This window comes from Halobellus sp. LT62 (assembly GCF_037031285.1).
GTDB lineage: Archaea > Halobacteriota > Halobacteria > Halobacteriales > Haloferacaceae > Haloquadratum > Haloquadratum salinisoli.
Window position 1 is genome coordinate 1185253 of sequence record NZ_JAYEZO010000001.1, and the last position, 21207, is coordinate 1206459.

Annotated in this window: 12 protein-coding genes and 6 pseudogenes; 10 read left to right on the plus strand and 8 right to left on the minus strand. The window is 52.4% G+C overall.

Annotation, left to right across the window (positions count from 1 at the left end; all coding sequences use genetic code 11):
- Positions 1-99 precede the first annotated feature (99 nt).
- Positions 100-694, plus strand: a pseudogene (locus U5919_RS05890) (transposase domain-containing protein).
- Between the two features lie 55 nt (positions 695-749).
- On the opposite strand, the gene U5919_RS05895 reads toward U5919_RS05890, so the two are convergent.
- Entirely contained in the window at positions 750-2072 is a 1323-nt protein-coding gene (locus U5919_RS05895; RefSeq protein WP_336022798.1) for an amidase, read from the minus strand.
- Positions 2073-2554: 482 nt separating this feature from the next.
- Here U5919_RS05895 and U5919_RS05900 point away from each other — a divergent pair.
- Together U5919_RS05900 and U5919_RS05905 are read left to right on the plus strand one after the other, a co-directional pair.
- Positions 2555-2835: pseudogene (locus U5919_RS05900) on the plus strand (toxin-antitoxin system TumE family protein); the annotation flags it as partial.
- A 192-nt stretch (positions 2836-3027) separates the two neighbouring features.
- Positions 3028-3847: pseudogene (locus U5919_RS05905) on the plus strand (SWIM zinc finger family protein).
- A 45-nt stretch (positions 3848-3892) separates the two neighbouring features.
- Here U5919_RS05905 and U5919_RS05910 read toward each other — a convergent pair.
- Positions 3893-4444 (minus strand): annotated as a pseudogene (locus U5919_RS05910) (DUF7342 family protein).
- A gap of 136 nt (positions 4445-4580) precedes the next feature.
- On the opposite strand from U5919_RS05910, the pseudogene U5919_RS05915 reads away from it, so the two are divergent.
- A pseudogene (locus tag U5919_RS05915) lies at positions 4581-5463 on the plus strand (biosurfactant protein 1).
- Between the two features lie 377 nt (positions 5464-5840).
- Here U5919_RS05915 and U5919_RS05920 read toward each other — a convergent pair.
- From U5919_RS05920 to U5919_RS05930, 3 genes are all read right to left on the minus strand, one after another.
- A complete protein-coding gene (locus U5919_RS05920; RefSeq protein WP_336022799.1) occupies positions 5841-6698 on the minus strand; it encodes an MBL fold metallo-hydrolase in 858 nt (285 codons plus the stop codon).
- Between the two features lie 196 nt (positions 6699-6894).
- Positions 6895-8454, minus strand: a complete 1560-nt coding sequence (locus U5919_RS05925) for a class I adenylate-forming enzyme family protein (RefSeq protein ID WP_336022801.1) — start codon at positions 8452-8454, stop codon at positions 6895-6897.
- Between the two features lie 24 nt (positions 8455-8478).
- Positions 8479-9561: an amidohydrolase family protein gene (locus U5919_RS05930; RefSeq protein WP_336022803.1), complete on the minus strand. Its 1083-nt coding sequence runs from the start codon at positions 9559-9561 to the stop codon at positions 8479-8481.
- A 335-nt stretch (positions 9562-9896) separates the two neighbouring features.
- Between U5919_RS05930 and U5919_RS05935 the strand changes: the two genes are divergently transcribed.
- On the plus strand, positions 9897-10661 hold the full coding sequence (locus U5919_RS05935) for an IclR family transcriptional regulator (RefSeq protein WP_336022805.1): 765 nt from the start codon (positions 9897-9899) through the stop codon (positions 10659-10661).
- Positions 10662-11011: 350 nt separating this feature from the next.
- On the opposite strand, the gene U5919_RS05940 is transcribed toward U5919_RS05935, so the two are convergent.
- Together U5919_RS05940 and U5919_RS05945 are read right to left on the minus strand one after the other, a co-directional pair.
- On the minus strand, positions 11012-12088 hold the full coding sequence (locus U5919_RS05940) for an amidohydrolase family protein (protein WP_425604198.1): 1077 nt from the start codon (positions 12086-12088) through the stop codon (positions 11012-11014).
- A 225-nt stretch (positions 12089-12313) separates the two neighbouring features.
- Positions 12314-13411 (minus strand): amidohydrolase family protein, encoded by a 1098-nt coding sequence (locus U5919_RS05945; protein WP_336022810.1) that lies wholly within the window; start codon positions 13409-13411, stop codon positions 12314-12316.
- A 527-nt stretch (positions 13412-13938) separates the two neighbouring features.
- Between U5919_RS05945 and U5919_RS15890 the strand changes: the two genes are divergently transcribed.
- Positions 13939-14226, plus strand: a complete 288-nt coding sequence (locus U5919_RS15890) for a hypothetical protein (protein WP_336022812.1) — start codon at positions 13939-13941, stop codon at positions 14224-14226.
- A 210-nt stretch (positions 14227-14436) separates the two neighbouring features.
- Here the strand turns inward: U5919_RS15890 and U5919_RS05955 are convergent, their stop codons facing one another.
- Positions 14437-15582: an ABC transporter ATP-binding protein gene (locus U5919_RS05955; RefSeq protein ID WP_336022815.1), complete on the minus strand. Its 1146-nt coding sequence runs from the start codon at positions 15580-15582 to the stop codon at positions 14437-14439.
- Positions 15583-15685: 103 nt separating this feature from the next.
- Here U5919_RS05955 and U5919_RS05960 point away from each other — a divergent pair.
- The 4 genes and pseudogenes from U5919_RS05960 (at position 15686) to U5919_RS05975 (ending at position 21133) form a co-directional block, all read left to right on the plus strand.
- Positions 15686-16321 (plus strand): annotated as a pseudogene (locus tag U5919_RS05960) (IS6 family transposase).
- Between the two features lie 93 nt (positions 16322-16414).
- On the plus strand, positions 16415-17548 hold the full coding sequence (locus U5919_RS05965; protein WP_336022817.1) for an ABC transporter substrate-binding protein: 1134 nt from the start codon (positions 16415-16417) through the stop codon (positions 17546-17548).
- A gap of 176 nt (positions 17549-17724) precedes the next feature.
- Positions 17725-19347: an ABC transporter permease gene (locus U5919_RS05970; RefSeq protein WP_336022818.1), complete on the plus strand. Its 1623-nt coding sequence runs from the start codon at positions 17725-17727 to the stop codon at positions 19345-19347.
- Positions 19348-19582: 235 nt separating this feature from the next.
- Positions 19583-21133 carry a class I adenylate-forming enzyme family protein gene (locus U5919_RS05975; RefSeq protein WP_336022819.1) on the plus strand — a complete coding sequence of 517 codons (1551 nt, stop codon included), beginning with the start codon at positions 19583-19585 and terminating at the stop codon, positions 21131-21133.
- Positions 21134-21207: the final 74 nt, after the last annotated feature.

The window sequence follows — 21207 nt, forward strand, 5'->3', positions numbered from 1 at the left end:
TCTTACCTCACCGGGAGTATTGTAAACTGTTGCGGCTCTTGGCAAGGGCACTGTTCAGATAAGATGGAAAAATGAGGCGGTCGTAGTTGCTTGGTGCCTATGGAAGAAACCAACCGCCTCACCGAGTGTAGTGACTTCCCGGAGTTAGTATTCGTGGAGCGAGCGGCGACACCTGAGTCGGCGTTGAAGCTCGGTATCCAACTGCATTTAGCGGGTCTCTCGCTGTCGGATACCGCCTTTGTCCTCTGGGTTGGGTGTCGGACACTGTCGCCCCACTGTTCACAACTGAGTTCGGAAGGAAAATCTACAGCCTGCAAAGGGTCATAACCCGGATTACGTCACGGTCGAACGAGACCGTAATCCGAGTCAATGACCAGCACTACTGGCTGTTTGCTGGGGTTGACCCCAACTCGAATCGCCTGCTGCAGGTGCGACTGTTCCCGACCAAGACTTCCGCGCTGACGGAGATGTTCCTCGCGGAACTACGAGAGAAACATCTTATCAACGACGCAATCTTCTTAGACGATGGTGCACCCTAGCTGCAGGCGGCCTGCTACCGCTACTCGCTCCGATTCCAACACGTCACCCACGGGAATTGGACGCCGTCGAACGTGTGTTTAATGAGCTGAAGCGCCGAAGTGAAGCGTTTGCTAACCATTTTAGACACGCTGATCTGAACACAGCAGAAACCTAGCTGCAAGCGTTCGCCGTCTACTTCAATCAGCTAATCTGAACAATTCCTTCGACGTTCACTCTCTGTCATATTGTAACCCAGAAGTGATTCCGTCTACCCATACTAACAGGTCTTCATCGGCACCGTATCGCGTTGCACACTGTATTCCAAGCGGAAGTCCACTCTCAGTCTTCCCAGCAGGGAGTCCCACGGTCGGAAGGCCCGCATACGTCCAGGGTAGGTTCATCACGGGATCACCAGTGTCCTCAAGGCCTGAAGGCGCAGGCCCTAGAGCTGCCGGCGCAATCCATACATCGATGTTGGCTTCATCCATCCGAGTTTCGAGCTTCGAGCGGAGTTGTTTTCGTCCGTGTCGGCCGCGAGCGAGTTCCGCCGTCGTCAGATTTCGTCCACGCTCGATGAGATCGTGAGTCGAATCCGCGTACTGATCGCTATATTCTTGATAAAACCCCTCGTGAGCGACTGCCATTTCGGCAGCCACAAGTTGTTTGTGCCGTTTGTTGACCGCCGAGATGTCCTTCAAGACAGTGACCCGCTCGATATCGTACCCTGCTGCCGCCAGTCTGTCAACGTGGCCTTCAAATGCCGCGTGGCCACTCTCGGTCGCCTGATCGAGATAAGGTCCGTCAGGGATACCGAGAGTCGGTTCGTCTTGAGGTGCGAGTGATCGCCAGTCCTCACAGAGAAGCGCCGCTGTGAGCTGTGCACCTTCCACGTCCTGTGTGAAGTATCCGACAGTATCGACTGACGGAGAAGATGGAATCAACCCGTCGGTCGGAATACGGTTATAACTCGGTTTGACGCCGACGATTCCACAGAAGGCGGCTGGACGACCGATCGATCCGATCGTCTGCGTACCGAGTGCGAGTGGGCAGAGTCCGCTGGCGACTGCGGCTGCAGATCCGCTACTTGATCCGCCAGGGGTATGGTTCGTATTGTGGGGGTTGCGTGTCGGTCCAGGCTCAGAAGATGCGAACTCGGTGGTCTCGGTCTTCCCGAGGATGATTGCCCCAGCGTCTCTCAGTCGAGCCACGGCTGCCCCCTCCGAACCTGTTAGAACCTCTGGAGGGAGGTCGGATCCGGCCCGCGTCTCGAAGGCATTAACGTGAAAGATATCCTTCACTCCGACCGGGACACCATATAACGGTGGCCGTGCCCCTGCTGAGGGGTATTGATCGTCCAGTTCGGATGCACGCTCACGAACACGTTCCCACTGGTTTACGTCTGAGACAAAGGCTTGGACCTCTGGGTCGATCACCGCAGCTCTGGAATCCAATTTCTCAACGTAAGCATCCAACTCGGTACGGCCGCGTCGTAGGTTGTCAGTAACTTCCGCCAGTGGTTCATCGTGCAGCACGACTGAACTAATCCTCTCCACTGATTTGGCTGTTTTGTTCGCATAAAGGGAAGAGCACTTTCGTCATAAACTCTCCTTCTGGCTGTGAGAAATGTCGAAATTGCTTCCTAACGACGATCAGACGGAGAGATCAGAAGAGATATGCAGTTCTTCGGTTTGCCACCTCACGTACGCCTACGCGAAGAGCTCTTGTTTATAGTTGGAGGAAAGCTAGTCAGTGGTGACGACGGATATACAGGACTGTCCGTGCTTTCGACTGGGTATGCCTTGATTGAGTGAGCAAATGAGCGAGACGAAGGATATGGGTGAAGAGACCGGTTATTTTACTGATGGCTTCTTCTGCCGAAGTTGCATACGAAAGTCAGTAGCGATTTTCCCGACACAACATTTCCGCAGTTATGATACGAATGTTGTTGAAACGGAGACCTACGAAGTTGAAGTGGTGATTGAATCTAAAGATAGGTCACAGAGTGCCTGTCGTCTTCGGGCAGCAGCGCGACGACGAGAGCGCTCGGCTCGATATCCAGTGGAGCGAACTGGGGATGTATTCGTTTCACTACGTCGATAGCGACGACGTCAGTTGGCGCTTCGATCGCCACCCGAACACCCACTCACCGAGGTTCATTTCTATCCCTCGCCTGAGGCCGCCACGACGGCAGCCGAACCGCCCTGTATCGACGTGATCGAAGTGTCACTCGTGACTCGTGCAATCCATACGATGTGGCGAGCAGCGTACGAGGATGATGAACTGGATCGGCTGAATAGTGCATCAAACCCACTGTAAGGATGGATCCCGCGAGAGTCTGGAAGGGAAATCCACTTTGCGACACGTCAATATTCCGGTGTTCCCGTAGTGTTGTTGGTACGGTACTGCAACAGTATTGTGCTTCTCGCAGAGCGAGACCGTTCCAGTCCGGAGCGAAAGCGAGAGCGACGTATCGGTTTTCCCGTTCGCGCTGGAAGACTATCCAAGCATATGGACATAACCGAGGACGCGGTTCGGGACATCTGCACGGATGCAGTCTTCGAACGCGGCGAACGATACCGTGCTGAGGGCCGTATCCGCGAGATTCACCGCGTCGACAGCACCGTCACCGCCGTCGTGAGCGGCAGCCGTCAGTACGATGTCCGTGTTGACCTCGCCACTGACGGGTTTGCCCCGTGGTGCGACTGTCCGTACGACGGACCGGGTACGTGCAAGCACGTCGTCGCCCTATTGCTTCGGTGTGTTGACGACCCACCTCCAGACGAAAGTAACGACTCGACGCTGCACTCGATGGCGCCGACGCCGACGAACTCCGCGTGTTCCTGCGTGAAGAACTCGCGACCGATGCGATCTCCGCGATCGGTTTCTCGCCCGAGTCGGCGAGCCGACGAGACAGTCGACCGACGAGCTTCGCACCTCAATCGACCGGCGGTTCAAAGAGACGAACCCCGAGTACCACGTCGTCTTCGAGCCGATCGACTTCACGCAGTGGTTCGATCTCGCGAACGAGTACCGCGAGCGTGGGCGGTACGCGTCAGCGGCGACTGTCTACCGGGCACTCATCGAGTCGCTCGACGACAACATAGAGCGCGTTGACGGCGCGTACGACCACTTCTCGAGTGCGTTCAGTCGGGCACTCGATGGGTACGTCAGCTATGTCGCGGCCGCAGATCGCGACGCTGATGCCGTCACTGACGCCGTCGCATTCCTCAACGAGCGGGCGATGTCGGGAACGCCGTTCCTCGCGGAACACTTCGAGAAGGCCGCGGTCGAACTCCGGGAAAAGGCGGACGAGCAGTCTTGCGAGTAGCTGTGTTGACCTCGATGACGCCCGCAAGTTCGAAGATCACGAGAATTAGTTTCTCACACGGTCAGCCACGTTGATCCACTGTTCGCGAGCGGCTTCGACATCCGAGTAGAGCGCCAACGCGTGCTTGATGAGCCGGCGGTCTTCCAGATTCTCCTCCCAGCGCGTAATCACGTCGCGGCGGTCGCGGAGCTCCGCACTTGCGAGGTCGCCGTCGACGAGCGACTGTTCGAGTTCCTCCCACGTCTCGACGTCGTAGGCCGCCTGCCACTCCTTGATCTCCTCGGTGATCGCGGCCAATTCGTTCCGCAGCTCCTCGCGCGTGTTCTCCTCGTTGAGCGTCCGGATCTCCACGAAGAGCAGTCGCGTGTAGTCCGGCTGGTAGCGCGTCGTCTCGCCAGCCTCGACGTGGCGCAGCTTGCCTTGGTCAACAAGAGCCTGAAGTTCCTCGTTGGTTGTACTCTAGGCGGCGTCGGCCTGTTCGCTGATCCAGTTGACCGACCGAGGTTCGTGAAGCATCTCGGCGACCGCCCGAATACGGTCGCGGGCGCTCATCGACTCGGTCCACGATTGGACGCCATCTCGCGAGGATTCGGACATACGTGGCACCTCTTCCAACAGTGTTGGCGTCCTACTCCCACATATGTTTGTACTCTCTTGTATAATCAAGAGTGCGTTGCGAGCATAAGCGTCCGGACGTTGAAATGCGAAACCGACAGAAGCTATGAGCCAACCGATGCACAACCGGTATTCTGACTTCGAAGAGCTGCAGCCGACCGGCGAGGCATCCCACATTCCGGACACGAGGCTGGACGACGGGTGTGAGGGTGACCCCCGGCGGCAATGCGTCGCGACGAGCACTGGTGGCTACCCCGATGCGCCGACGACCACCGACGGCGAGTGCCGATCCGGTGGGAAGTCAGTCCCAGTCGGGCAGACGAAATGTCGGTTCTGTCTCACCAACCATCTCGGGAGTGACGCCACTAGCACGGACGAGTCAGCGTCGACGACGTTCCTTGGCATCGTCCACCTGGTCGTCGAGTCGACCACGTTCTACGGCGCCGTGGCGAAGGGCGGCGCCGCGGCGAACCTCCTCTCTGCCAACGAGGCGGAGCCGGCCGTCGACGACTACACGCTCATCTACGACCTCGACGAGGCGCCGGCACGCCAGCTGGCCGATCGCTGGCCCTCACTCCCTACCGCTGTACAGGTGCGTCAGAGGAGAGTGAGCGGCTTCTCAGTGCCGCCCGTGACTGGACTGGCCGGAAGGGGCAGGGAGCGTCGGAGCGTCAGGAGCAGGCCCCAACGCGGCTCTACGACCAGCGGGGGAACGGCATCCGCGGCGCATCACGGCTCACTGGGGTCCTCGAGGACGCCGACGATGCCGTGTGGCTGGTTCCAGCGATGGTGCTGAGCGAATCCGCTGTCGAGGCCGAGGCTAATCGCTAGGTGTCGTCGGTACCGACGACTCAGGAACTCGACTGTCAGAGCTGTGGACGGGTGACCGACCATCGGTTCAAGACTCACGAGTCGGTCCCGGATGAGGCGTGGACGGGACAACCAATTTGGGAGTGCCAAGTGTGTGTGGGACAGTTCGCTACGGGCACGCTCTCGAATAGTGGAGGGACAAGTTCGCTGATTAACCAACACAGACGAATGAGGTCGATTTACGTTGGTTAATAAGGTGATCACCCTCGAGTTCAGCGATAATCACGGTGTAGAGTCTATCCGCGCCCGCGCTCCGCGCCGTTCCGACTCCGATCGGTTCAGCGTCTTCGGTCGCGGCACTCGTCCGCTCGCCGGCAGCCTCTCACCGGCCACAGGGCCGGCCATCGACACCACGAGGACGAGTGCTGCGACCGTGCTCAGGGTTCGGACCATAGATGGGCACCGGGGATCAGCGTCGCCAACCACCCCGGCGACCCGATCCCTGCCGGGATATCTCGGGGGAGGTGTAAATGATACTACTAGGTATTTTCGAGATACTTCTAGATTGTTAAACCGAGAAAACCATCCCGTCTTCACCAATGATGATATTTCCATCATAAGCCGTCTGTATAATTTCCTTGGTCGAATTTTTATCTCGGTAAGGTAATAAGTGGGTTAATACTAGAGTATCCACGTCAGATTGTGTAGCAATCTCGCCACATTGCTCTGCAGTGCAATGAACTTCTGCAATTCTATCTTTTTTGTTTGTTGAAATTCCAGTAATATAGTTATCCCAAACAAATTCATCCTCCGGACGCTGGGGATCGCCACTGGGCGGAGCAATACTGCAGTCCTGAATCAATAGATCGGCATTATTTGCAGCCTGTATGACACTATCTGTTTTCTTTGTATCCCCAGAAATTACTGTCGTAGACCCTGTGGATTCCTCTGTAATCATAAATCCGTATGTCTCAATTGAATGTTCAACTGCAAAGGCCTCAACAGTCCACTCTGTTGCAGAAAAGGTAGCTTCATCTTTGACTTCGTGTGTCGGAATATTCTCAATCATCTCTGGATCTGACCGTGCCGAAGTTCGGTACTCAATGTCCTCTTCATAAATCTCATACATACTCGATAAAAGGGTGTCCGTGGTAGGTTGCGGACCAAATATACTGAGTTCGTCCTCCCCACGTGTCCAGTTTGTGATCACAAAATAGTAGAAGTCTGCATTGTGGTCGATATGATGGTGAGTAAAGAACAATGCATCAATTGAACCCGGTGTAATCCCGTTCTCCACCATCCGGTGCATTGACCCAGGGCCACAATCAAATAACAGTCTATTTCCCCCAATTTCAATGAGGACACTAGATCCTGCTCGATTAGGTAGTGGGACGGGCGAGCCTGTGCCAAGTAGAGTAACTTCCATATTCCCACATTATACTAACTATCTATATATTTAACGATATATGAAAAAATAAAATATTTATTACAAATAGATCTTTGCGATGTATTAAAACGGTCTAATTCACCAGATTCTCAAATATCTATTTTTATAATATTACATACTGTAGCTAATTACTATCAGTTTAATTATATCCTTGGTCACTAAGATCTGAGGGGAGTTAATCCAGTGAGTTCTTGACCCCAGCTCTATCAAGCTTGTTAGTGGCGGTACGCGGAAGCGATTTGTCTACAAAGTTGTACTCCCGTGGGCGCTCGAAACGGGCCAGATTGTCACTCTTTAGACACCAATCGTCCAGCTCGCCAGCTGTGAGGTTAGCATCAGCACGATGAACTACGGCGGTCACTTTTTCCCCATATTCGTCGTCTTCTACACCGACGACTGCAGATTGAGCCACCTTTGGATGAGAATTAAGCACCTCCTCGATGGGGGCTGGATAGACCTTGATACCCTTCGAGAGAATCATAAAGTCTGAACGACCCTCTAAGTAGATGTAACCATCCTCATCTTGATACCCGAGATCCCCTGAGTACCACCAGCCGTCTACGAATGCTTCTTGGGTCTTTTCGGTATCTCCCCAAGCCCACGCGACGCTATCCGGAGCTTTGACGATGATTTCTCCTGTCTCATTTGGTGGCATTATATCAGTAGGGTTGCCGTCTTGCTCGATGATACGAACTTCTGTTGAGATTGCCGGTTTTCCCACACTCTCAACTCGTTCATCATCCATCTCTTTGTTTGAGAGTGATGTTGCCATCACCTCAGTCGCAGCGAACGCATTATACACGAGACCACATACTTCAGATTCGAGGCGTTCAAGCGTTGTTGCGTCTAAGCGTTCACCAGCCGCTGTAATTCGTTCAAGTGATCCTAAGTCATACTCGTCAAACGATGCGATGTTTAGAACTTCTCGCCACATTGAGGGTACTAACGTTGCCATTGTTTGTTCTTTTTCCTCAATGAGATTGAGATACTTCTTTGGATCCCAATCCTGCAGAAAACAGGTTGCTGATCCTGTTAACATAGCGGGCATCGTCCCTGTAAACCACGCAGCAAATGATGGTGACAGTGTTTGTATGCGTCGCGTTGTTCGACTGATATTGAGTGCGCTCACCAATTTCATCCCACGCATCACGGCGCTCCGATGTGTGAGACACCACCCCTTTGGCTTTCCAGTTGTCCCTGAGGTCCATAACACACTTGAGATCTCATCTTCCCCAATCTGGACATCGGGTGGCTGGTCAGACCGCTGTCGAAGAAATGGGGACATTTCGATCTCATACGAGGTTTGAGGCTCACCCGTCGTTATGACTGCATCCACACCTGTCGTGATATCATCGTAGATTTCCTCTTTAAAAAATTCTGAGTATTGCTCATCTAGGACGATTACGCTCGGATGGAGACGATCAATACAGTTCCGCATCGTCTTCGGTGAAGACTTCACGTGAAGATTTGAGACGACACAGCCGGCTTTGATTCCACCATTCCAGAGTGTGACGTGGTTCACTGATGCGTCACAAATGAATGCGATTCGGTCGCCTTGCCCCACATAGTTGCTAAATGCGTTCGCTGCTTGGTTACTTTCAGTATCGAACTCACTCCACGTTACACAACGGCCATCTTTACCATCAGCAAACGCTTCGCGATTCGGATCACTCGCCGCTGCTATTCTTGACAGCTCGGTAAGTGGCACTGTATCGGCTGACATCGAGTTAATCATATGATGCGATCCTATCTCCACAGCTTAAACATCGACGTACTGTCGGAACATTCGATCATCTTCAACTTCGATGTCGAAGAGACGAACGGCATTCCCACCCAGAATGAGATTGAGTTCCTCTTGAGGCAAGTCCTCCTGTATCGCGAACTTTTGGAGCTGTCTTAGACTCGGTCCCCAATAATCCGATTGGTGAGCAGGAAGGCCGCGGTCGTTGATTTGCTCCCAGTAGTACGGTGGATCTTCGTTTGGCTGGCTGTGTTCGACCATCGACGCTCCCCAGTCAGTACCCCACAAGATTTGCTCGATGCTGATATTCGGGTCGTTCAGCGGTTTTTTCATTAGTTCAGGCCAGTAGAGCCCAATTTCAAGATAGACATCATCGAACGAAGCAGCGACCTGACAGCACTTTTCGACGTGTTGCTCCTGCCACCCAGCCTGCATCCCTCCGTGGTCAAAAATGATCGGCACCTCGGGATATTCCGCTTTCATCTGACTAGCAAGCGTTGGATCGCTCCAGTCTGGGAAGAGATTGAACAACCCGTGAGCACCGCCGTAGCCGGAGACATATCCAGTATGCCATCGAACCGGTACCTCGTGCTTCGCAGCTACATCAAAGACGTGACGCATATCCTTCTTCCGTTGCGACCACTCAACTGGTTCATCTCGCGTTGGATCACCACGAATACCCTCGCCGGACATACGAAAACCATCCTTTGAGAGCCACTCATCGAGTTCTGCTGCAGCAGCCTCCCAAGACCACTCCTCTTCACCGCGCAACGCTTTCTTTTTTGTTTGTACGGGGGCAGCTGCTGCAATGAATTTCCCGGGGTTCTCCTCCATAATTTGTTGATTAATTTCGTTCGTCATTCCGAAACTGGGAAGAAGAACACACATATCCACACCATAGGTCTCCATATCGCGTAAGACGCGATCAGAATTGTCGTAGACAATGACATCCTCATCACCATCAGCGTCATCAGCCGGTACAGCCATTTTCATTTTGTCTGGCAGCGTCCCATATGAGGAGTCATCCCCATCATTCTGAATTCGGGCGGCGTGTCGCTGGCCGTGACAATGCGTCTCAATGATGAATCGTCCAAGCTTCATCTCATAATTCTGGATCCGTCACTACTATAAATATTTGGTGTACAACCGACGAATTTCCACTTTACGGCAGGGGAATGAACCAGCAAATGACCGTTGCTACAGTAGTATCTCCTGTTTGCGAGCTACCCAGCGAGACAGAACAAAGATCAAAATCCGTGTGAACTATTTACACACATTGTTTAGACAATATCGAAAGAGATAGTGAATACATTTCGCCTGCGCTACTATGTGAGTCTAAGTCTTGATTGGGAATCCTGCCCGCCAAACTCCACGATCTATCATCATATATCTGTTATGCAAAAAATTATAACCTAATGTAACCAAGTTGTCCGTATATGAAAAACAACCCACAATCGCGGTCAATCAAGTCCGCCGAAAGAACTTTCGATATTCTCGAAATCGTTCATCAGCACGATGGGGCCACATTAACAGAAATCTCTCAAGAGATAGATCTTGCACGAAGTACCCTTCACGATTACCTCAAAACCCACGTGAACGCAGGGTACCTAGTAAAGGAGGGAAAACAGTACTACGTTTCGCTGCGGCTATTAGAATTGGGCCAGCAGGCGAAAATCACCCGGACAGCGTGGGAACAAGTCAAACCAGTGCTCCGAGAGATCGGAAATGAAACGGGGGAACACGTTTGGTTTGTGGTTGAAGAGCACGGAAAGGGCGTCTATGTCGACAATTATGCCGGAGAGCACGTTATTTCACTGTTCAACACGCCCGGGGTTCGTCATCACCTCCACTGTACCGCTGCCGGGAAATCGATTCTCGCGCATCTTCCTGAACAACGAGTGGCAGATATCCTCGAAAGCTATGGTCTCCCGGAATTCACCGATCAAACGATCACCAATGAATCAGCCCTGCGTGACCAACTTGCAGAGATTCGCGAGACCGGTGTGGCCTTTGCAGACGGCGAATGGAATGAAGGACTGAGAGCTGTTGCGTGCCCTGTTATCCGTGATGATGAGCTTATCGGAGCCATCACACTCGGTGCCCCCTCAAAACGTCTAAGCGGCAGTTACTACCGAGACGAGATCCCCAGCATCGTTTCTGGGGCAGTAAATCGCCTTGAGCTCTCATTTACCAAGAGGTAGTAAAATAACAAGTGTACGTGTGTCATTTTATACGTGTGGATTGTTGTCGTGGGGGCGAGTCTACCTTTCGATAGTATCGAAATATACTCAGGCGTCATTCCTCATAAGCTCTCGATGATCCCCTGTATTGAGATGCACTCCAAAGCCTACCTCACGCTATCCGTGATGATCAGAGTGAACGCAAAATCCACGGACTAGTCGCACAACTCAAGCCTTATCCAATTCTCTCGCCGTGGCTTCGACTCCGACCTAATAGCTGTTGAGCGCTGAGCTGTAGACAGTTATTGCATTGCTTATGGTGAATAACCGGGGAGAGGCCCTGTGAGACCTGTGAAGTTATTCAGGTGGTTTTAGAGATATTCTGGGAACAATCGAGTTTCGGGCGGTTCGATATCGAGTAATCGACACGCATTGCCGCCAAGAATGAGATTGAATTCATCTTGGGGGAGCTCTTCATCCCAGACGAATTTTTTGAGTTGCCGGATTGATGTTCCCCAGTAGTCAGGCTGATGCGCAGGGAGCCCCCGACTCTGGATCTGATCCCAGTACATTGGCGGGTCCTTTGTTGGTTGGGAGTGCGCCACCATTGACGCACCCCAGTCGGTCCCCCATAGGAGTTGACTGATATCGATGCTCGGATCATTGAACGGTTTCTGGATGAGATCTGCCCAGTACAGACCAATCTCGAGATAGACGTTGTCGTGGCGGGCTGCGACCTTGCACGCAGCGTCAACGGTGTCTTCGTGCCAAGTTCCTTGCATTCCCCCGTGATTCACGATGATATCCACGTCATCATACTCTGCTGCAAGCTCTGAGACGAGCGAAGGATCCTCCCAATCAGGATAGACGTCCAGGGAGGACTTCCCATCTGAATACCCGGATACAGTGCCCGAATGCCAACTGATCGGCACATCGTGGGCATCAGCGACCTCGAAGGCCTGTCTGAGTTCGTCGCGTCGTTCGCTCCACTCTATCCGCTCGTTTCGAGTCGGATCAGTTGGGGCAGATTCTCCAATTCCGATAAATTCCTCTTCCTGAAGTACCTCGTCGAGTTCCTCGCAAGCCCGTTCGATTGTCCATTCTTCTTCACCACGGGCGGCGGCCTTGTCTGTCTGCACAGGCGAGGCCATAGCACTGAACCGCTCTGGGTATTCTTGGACCATTTGTTGGTGGATTTCGTTGGTCATACCAAACCCAGGGAGAAGCACACACCGGTCCACTCCATAAGAGTCCATATCATGGATGATGCGATTGGTGTTTGGATACACGATCACATCATCGTCCTCGGTGGCCTCGTCGGCGGGGGTCGCAGTCCGCATTACGTGAGAAATACTTTCGTAGCCGGCGTCGGTCGCCGATTGCTCGAGCCGAACAGCGTGTCGCTGTCCGTGTACGTGGGTGTCGACGACGAATCGGCCGGGTTTCATACAATCATCACCTCTGAATCAGTAGGCGAGTTGCACTGGTGTTTCTGTTCGTGATGTTGGTGGTCGTTGTGTACGTGCATTGGCGGTGTGTGTTTGTTGTTGGTGGGCTGTGCCGCGGTGGGTTCTGTCCCAGAAGGTGTGCGCCCACGCGGTCGACGGCTAGTTTGGGTGCGATTGCCAGAGTGCATCGATAGATTGCGTTGGGTGCTTGATGACTCGATGACGTTAGAGGTATTCCGGGAACATACGGGATTCTGGCGGCTCGAATCCGAAGAGATCACACGCATTCCCACCGAGAATCTGATTGAGTTCGTCCTGTGGCAATTCTTCATCCCAAGTGTACTTCTCGATCTGTCTGAGCGAGGTACCCCAATAATCTGGTTGATGCGCTGGAAGCCCACGTTCGCTGATTTGATCCCAGTATATTGGGGGATCTTTTGTTGGCTGTGAGTGCGCGACGATCGATGCTCCCCAGTCGGTTCCCCACAGTAGTTGGCTGAGATCGATGCTGGGATCATCCATCGGCTTCTTGAGGAGATCAGCCCAGTACAGACCGATCTCGAAGTGTACATTGTCGTGGCGGGCCGCAACTTTGCAGACGGTATCGACTGTATCTTCCCGCCACCCTCCCTGCATTCCGCCGTGGTTGAGCATAATGGAAACATCGGGGTACTCGGCAGCGAGTTCTGAGACCAATGAGAGGTCCTTCCAATCTGGGTAGTACTGAGGGAAGCTCCCACCTTCTGTTGAACCACTCCCTGAGTAGCCCGTTGCCCGCCCAGCGTGCCAACTCACCGGGACGTCGTGCTTTGCTGCGACGTCGAACACTTTCCTGATCTGATCTCGCCGTCGGTCCCACGGGACGTGTTCAGTGACCGTTGGGTCACACGGCAGCCCTTCACCGATTCCGACGAAGGCGTCCTGTGAAAGGAGTTCATCGAGTTCCTCACATGCAGCGTCATAGGAGTATTCTTCTTCACCCCGAATGGCGTTTTTCATCGTCTTGACAGGTGCTGCCATCGCCTTGAAGCGATCTGGGTGATCTTCGACCATCTCTCGGTTCAGTCTGTTCGACATCCCAAATCCAGGAAGTAACAGACATCGATCTACCCCGTACGCATCCATATCATACGTGAGACGGTCCGTGTTTTTGTATACAATCGCTTCATCCGTTTCATCGGCCTCGTCAGCGGGGACAGCTGTTCGCATCTCACCAGCGAGGGATCCGTAATTTGCCTCCCCAGTATTTGCCTCGAAGTTTACCGCGTGTCGTTGACCGTGCACGTGTGTATCGATAACAAACCGCCCTGGTTTACCACGCATAGCATCGTATTCAAAAACCTTCTATATAATACTTATTCATTTACATACAAATGAATGTCACGTCCTCAATTACACTGTCGAGAGATATGGAAGAGAGGATCTTGGAGTGTGCTTCTCTACAAATAGCGAGAATGTTTTCTGATTAATTCTTCAGTGAGGGCCTCGCCCTTTACCGTAGTTGCCGAACCTGACTGACACTCTTTACGCTGGACTCCGTTGGTCAACAGGTGGTCCAGACAGCTGAAGCGAAACAGGTCTGTCGTGCTGTATTATCGGTGCTGTTTCTGGAACTCGAATTCGGTATCAAATGTGGGTTCTACCAAGTCCACGTCGTTGCGGAGTTAGAACAGCAGAATGTTGTATTACATTGAGCGTGCGTGCCCGAGTAGCGGAATGGAAGGCCATCTCAGCGCTGGCGCTGGGACGGTCGCCCACGAGTACACGATGCAACGAAAGCGCAAACCAACCGCGTCAGTAGATGACACGGTATTTACGGTTCCGCACCGCAGAACCGAAGACGAACACGTGTGGTTCGTAACAAGCTTGCACGTAGATCCGTCGACAGCGAAATCGTAGGCGGCGGCGCTCCGCTGCCGCTGGGGATCGAAATATCATATCGACAGATCGGAGATCTCCTCCCGAGAACGTCGTCGCCGATGTTCTCGGTGTGGCTGATCTACTTTCTGTTCGCGGTTTCGCTGTACAAACTCTGGGGATTGGCTAACGTCCTAGCCCCAACCGAAACAGTTCCAGAGACACCGCTGATCTCGACACGGATCTTCCGCAGGTTCGTTCTCTCAACAGACTACGGTTGAATGCGTTCTCGGAGTCGGCAGGGATGACCGGTTAGTACGCACTTTGCGGAGAGGCATCGCTCTGGAACCCGTCCCAGCGGCGTTCCCTCGCTCTCTCAGAGAGTTCGGTCCAGCGTAATCCGCAACGATTTCAAGATTTGTGAGCTCAACAATTTAGTTAGCGCAGAGCAGAATTTGATTCGACAACTACTGTTTAGCGCGAGGGTGACATCACGCGTCTTGACGGTCTGCGACATTTATTCTCTGTTGGTCCTCGAATATCCGAACGTGTTCCTGCGGGACTCGTATTTGAATTGGATCCCCGACGTCGTGGTCCAATGGTTCGAGGCTACGGAAAGTAATCTGTTCGTCGTCGATTGCGATGTGATACTCTGTAAAATCACGCGTTGCTGCCTTCTGCTCAAGAATCCCATCAAGAGAAGCAGCGTACTCTCGATCGGCCGTCCTGCCGGTCGCTTTTGGATAGTCGCAGAATTTCGGGCGGAAAGAGATGATAATCTCAGTTCCAACGGTCGCCGCTGGTTGGATACGAGACCTCTTGACGGTGAATTCACCGATTGGCGTCTTAACGATTGAGTTGCTCTCGCCGACTTTTGTGACGCTTCCCCCGAAGGTGTTAGTGTGGCCCATAAAGTCCATAGCGAACAGACTATCCGGATCAGTGTGGAGCGATTCAGGACTATCCTCTTCGACTATTGCGCCTTCATTCATTAACGCAATCGTATCGGAAAGGAACATCGCTTCGTCTTGGGAGTGCGTAACGTATAGAGTCGTAATATCGAGTTCATCGCTGAGTCGCTTGATCTCTTCGCGCATTTCCCGTCGGAGCTTTGCATCGAGGTTCGAGAGTGGCTCATCGAATAATAGGATTTCTGGCTCGATCACAAGCGCACGTGAAATTGCGACCCGCTGTTGTTGGCCGCCACTCAATTCAGTCGCCATTGCATTTTGGTAGCGTTCGAGGCCAACCATCTTCAACATCTCAAGGACGCGCTCTTCACGCTCTTGTTTTGTTCCGATACCGCGGACCTTCAACGGGAATCTGACGTTCTCTTTGACCGTCATATGCGGCCAGATCGCATAAGACTGGAATACCATCCCAATATCCCGGTTTTCTGGTTTCATGTGCACTCCCTCATCGGGGGCCGACACGAGCTCGTCATTAATGTACATTCGACCTCCGTCTGCCTTTTCGATTCCAGCAATACAACGGAGAGTTGTTGTCTTCCCACAACCGGAAGGACCGAGGAGTGATTTGAACTCGCCTTCTTCGATAGTTACCGAGAGTCCATCGACAGCAACTGTCTCCCGATAATTCTTGGTGAGTCCCTCTACACGTAATGTGCGTGATGACATACCTCACTCCAAAGCTGGAGGTCATTATAAATTTTTGTGTTGTGGATCACGGCACTGTTCAGATAAGATCGAAAAGTGAGGCGGACGTAGTTTCTTGGTGCCTATGCCAGAAACAAGCCGCCTCACAGAATGGAGCGACTTCCCGGAGTTAGAGTTTGTGGAGCGAGAGGCGACACCCGAGTCGGCGATGAAGCTCGGTATCCCACTGCATTTGGCGGGTCTCTCGCTGGCTGATACCGTCTCTGTCCTCCGTGGCTTGGGTGTCGGACACTGTCGCCCCACTGTTCACAACTGGATTCAAAAGGCTAGCCTACAGCCTGCAGAGGGCCACAACCCGGATTACGTCGCGGTAGATGAGACCGTAATCCGAGTCAATGACCAGAACTACTGGCTGTTTGCGACGGTTGACCCCGACTCGAATCGCCTACTGCACGTGCGACTGTTCCCGACCAAGACTTCCGCGCTGACGGAGATGTTCCTCTCGGAACTCCGCGAGAAACATCTTGTTGACGACGCTATCTTCCTAGTCGATGGTGCACCCTAGCTGCAGGCAGCCTGCCATCGCCACTCGCTCCGATTCCAACACGTCACCCACGGGAATCGGAATGCCGTCGAACGCGTCTTCAAAGAACTGAAACGCCGAATTGAAGCCTTCGAAAACCACTTCAGACACGCTCAGCCCGAGACAGCAGAAACGTGGCTCCAAGCGTTCGCCGTCTGCTTCAATCAGCTAACCTGAACAATGCCGTGGATCACATATATGTGGGTTCGATATTCTTAATGATCGAATGGGAAAACAATTATATGAAAGTATCTCACATAGTGGGTCGTAATGTCGCAGCGAGAGCACTACAGCCGGAGATCGTATCTCAAAGGAGCAACTGTCGCGAGCATAGCAGCCCTTGCAGGCTGCTCGGGGGGTGGTGGCGGAAATGAAGGTGATGGGGCAGAAACCAGTGGCGGTGAAGAAACGAGTGGCGGAGACGGAACAGTCACTGGCGGGACGACAAGTTCGAACTCAATGGCGGATACCGTCGTTTACTATGGTTCTGCTTCCAGACCTGGGTTTTTTGAGGCATTCGAGGAAGAAACTGGAATCACAGTCAACGCTGTCACTGCGCCCGGATATCAGTCAGTTTCTCGATTCCAAACAGAGGAGTCAAATGGAAACCACAGTGCAGACGTCCTGAACTCGGTCTCCCAGGTCTTCTTGCGTGATGACTTGGTCCCATACTTCGCCGAGATAGATATGTGGGAGGAATACAAGGACGTGTATTCCCAAAACCTCGTTGATAAAGTGGAAAGCACTGCCAATGAGAACGAACGGAGCAAGATGCTGCCAGTCACGACGAACAACTATATGGCAGCGTATTCGACATCTCGGACAGACAGTCCCCTCGAATCGTGGGAAGGAATCCTACAATCCCAGTTCGAGGATAATGTTGGAGCGCCCACATTCACGATGTCGTCGATGTACTGGATTATGCGGCGAGAGATGAGTGAAGAGGAAGCGGACCAGTACTTTACCGATCTTGCGGACCTCGGCACCCAATTTGCTGGACAATCAACGAGTGCATTTACAGAATCTGTCGTCGCTGGGCAATCGGATGTCGCATTCGGTGTCGCAGCCAGTACGGCGATTGCTCCATTCCTTGCAGACGGTGCTCCGATTGCACCCGTTACCCCGAGTTGGACTGGATCTACGGTTTCACCCATTGCCATCTCGAAGAACGCCCCGCACCCAAAAGCTGCTCGACGGCTTGTCGAGTTTATGATCTCGAAACAGGGTCAGGAAGCAAACGCCAATTATGATGCCGGGCGTGCCGCGATCCGATCCGACGTACCTCACGGAAACGAACAGATCAGAGAGGCTGTCTCAGATATGGACGTCTATCCGATGTTTGTTACACCTGAAACGAAGAACCGAGTCATTGAGAAAGCAAATTCCCTCCTGCCTCTCTCATAGATACTATTTGACGAGCTTCGCAATATCTTCCCCCTACGAACTAAGATCCAACAATGAGTGATAGTAAGACAGCAAATCCCATCTCTCGAACTTGGCAGCGAATACAACACCGATACAGTGCAAACCGTAATTATTGGATTGGCGTTGGGATCGTCGTCGGATTAGTCCTCCTGAATGTGGTCCCCTTCGTAATCGTCGTCCTTTCCAGTTTCCGGGCCTCTGCAACAAACCTTTGGGCAGATTTCACCTTACAGAACTGGGTGCTGTTCGTCGAGAACAGCGGCCCGGTCATCGTGAATACATTCGTCTTTGCAGGCGGATCAGCAGTTCTGACAACATTATTTGCAGGCGGGATCGCGTGGGTAATTGCCCGTACTGACGCCCCATTCCGCCGACTCTACTACTTTACACTCTTCTTGGTGTTCTTCTATCCTCCAGTCGTTATCGAAACCGTGTGGATCCGCCTCCTAGGCGAAAATGGGCTCTACCCAGCATTGGTAGGAATCGATTCCTTCAATATCTATTCGATGGCTGGTATGGTCATCGTGCAGTCGATCCGAATGTTGCCAATCGGGATGATTCTCCTTATTCCACTCTTCAAGAGTATCGATAAGACCCTTGAAGATGCTGCTCGAACGTCTGGCGCTGGATTATTCCAGACGGTTCGGTACGTTACGGGGCCGCTTCTTGTCCCAGGAATGGCAGTCGTATTCGTGTTTTCGTTTCTCATCTCGCTTGAATCGTTCCGCGTACCGCTCATTATTGGACTTCCTGCCGAGATTCCTGTGCTGGCCATTGAAGTCTACCAGAGTACAAATACGCCTCCTGTCGAGTACGGCTTTGCGATGGCACAAGCTGTCTTCCTCGTTGGTGTGTCACTCCCATTGTTGTACCTCTACAAACGATTGCTAGGTCGCACAAATCAGTACGTTACCGTCTCCGGTGAGGGATTTGTCGCCGATAATGTTGAAACCGGCCGCTGGAAATATGTCTATTCTACGCTGGCAGGCATCTTCATTTTCTTCACTGTCATCGTTCCGGGACTGTTTATGGTGTATAATTCTCTGCTCCCGTACTATATGCCACCGCATATTATGCCACTCGAGCAGATCGTATCATCATTCAGTCTTGAGGGATACAGAGCACTCTTCGAGAACTCCGAGTTGCTCGCCGCAGCGAAGAACAGCTTCCTTGTTGCGTTCATTTCTGCGTTCCTGCTCACTGGCACTGGGATTGTGATCGCGTGGGTCGTCAACAAGTCTGATATCAGATTCAAAAAGCTCATCGACTATTTAGCGTTCTTCCCGATCGGAATTCCAGCCGTCTCGCTTGCACTCGCTATGATGGTCCTCTACCTACGGTTCCTTGACTTCATCCCAATCTACGGAACTCTTGGTATCTTCCTTGTCGCATTCTACATCAAGTACATCCCTTCGAATGTCCGAACTATGGAAACAGCTGTGTTACAGGTAGATAAGTCACTTATTGAGGCCGGCTCAGTAGCCGGCGCGAGCGTCAGCCGATCAATCTACAGTCTGCTGGTGCCTGTGATCTTCAATCTCACGCGCATCTCTTGGATTCTCTCGTTTAGCTTCATCGCAATGGAAATGCCGATTGTGATGATGCTACGGAGTCCTGAAACGCCGATGGTGTCATCAATCCTGTATCGAATTTCAAACCAAGCCTCATCGGGAGCTGAGACGTACGCCTTCGGGGTTTGTATTACGGTCTTGTTTGTAGCCGTCGTCTTGCTCCTTCATACGACAAAATACAAACGCTTCAACCTCTTCCGGTGGTAAGCTGTTAGCTGAGAGTAGGCGCTGTTTCCACCTCTCTGCTCGCTCCCTGAGGAAAGAGACTTGGCCTACTTTCAGCTAAAACTCCGTCCCCAGCGCGGGGAGGATGTCATCAGATTGCCGAACTGTCCAAAAGTTTATTATCAATACTAAGTAAGCTGAGGTAGATGTTCGCTCAACTGAATCATCAGTGTAGAGACTACAATTCAACTGCAGACGGTCATATGAAGGCGTAACAATGTCTTCACTTGATACACAGCCGACGCCGCTTAGCGAGCTCTCGACAGTGAATGCCGAGAACCATCCCAATGGTCTCGCATTCGCAGACGACACAGGCACAGAGCTCACCTGGCGTGAGTTTGAGGATCGAAGTACTGCTGTCGCCGAATCGTTTGCTAGCAACCTACGCCACCGCGACCGTGTCGCATTCCTCTGTGAGACTGGGGTTGAGACGGTGGTCGCTTGGAATGGCGCCATCAAAGCGGGTGCAATCACGTCATTCGCGCATACTCAATCATCTCCGGAAACAATACGCTACACCATTGATCACTTCGATCCGTCTCTCCTCGTGATCAGTGAGAGCCATTCCGATTTCATCCACGATCGTATTGTGGACGATCTCGAATCCAATCCAAATGTTATCGTCTTGGGCTCGGCGACTTATTCCAATGAACAGTCCCTCTCAGAGTTTATTGAAACGACCGATTCGGTCAGCCCTGATACCCATATAGATGAATCGGATATTGGAGCGGTGATCTGGACATCAGGCACAACCGGTCGACCAAAAGGTTGGTGCCACACTTACAGCAATCTTCGGACGAAATCCGGTGATCTGGGCGTCATCATCCAGCGCTCAGATACGCGAATGAGTCAAACAATGCCGTCGCTTGGCGGGTGGTACAAGACCGTCATTGCGACACTTCTCGCAGGCAGCTCACTCGTCTTGCTCAAAGAGTGGGAAGCAACTCGATGGCTCTCGTTCGTTGAGGAATATGAAGTCACACACGGATCGATGGTCCCAACGATGTGGCGAGAAGTATTGCAACTCGACACTGATACATACGACTTGAGTTCACTCAAAGGCGTCCTTTGTCTAGGGGAGAAAGTCGAACCACAAACCCTCAGGCGGATCCGCTCGCAAGTCTGTGAGAACGTAATGAACGCCTACGCCTCGACTGAAGTCGATGTCTCCATCTTGGAAAACAAGGAGTTCACTGAGGACCGTCTCGGAAGTGTTGGAAAGCCCTCGGGTGGAACGCGAGTTCGGATTATTGAAGAGAACCAAGAGCCGGACGCGACGGTGCCAACTGGCGAGATAGGCGAGGTCATCGTGAAGGCCGCCGATCGCCCGGTTTGGGCGTGGCACCGGAGCGAGGTCGTTGAAGAAGAATTCACTGATGGATGGTGGTACTCAGGCGATCTTGGATACAAAGACGAAGAAGGTTACCTATACCTCGAAGGTCGCAAGGACTTTATGATCAAATCGAAGGGCGTTAAGGTGTTCCCAAGTCCGATTGAAGGTGTCCTCAACGATTATCCTGGCGTCGAAGAGGCGGTTGTCGTTGGGGTTGATGATGAAGAATATGGTGAAAAAGTAACGGCACTTGTCCGTCGGAGTGACTCAACAGTCACCTCCGAGGAGCTTGACGAAGCTTGTCTTGAAAGCGATGCTATTGCTCGCTTCGAACGCCCGCGTGAGTATCGCTTCATTGACTTCGAGATACCGCGTACACCGAGCCAAAAAATTGATCGACAAAGTGCTGCAGAAAAGCTTGATTCGTTCAAGTAGCTCCGCCAAAATTTCTAAAATTTAATAGGATAATAATGTCTAATTGAATTTGTTTTACATCTTCCTCGACTCTA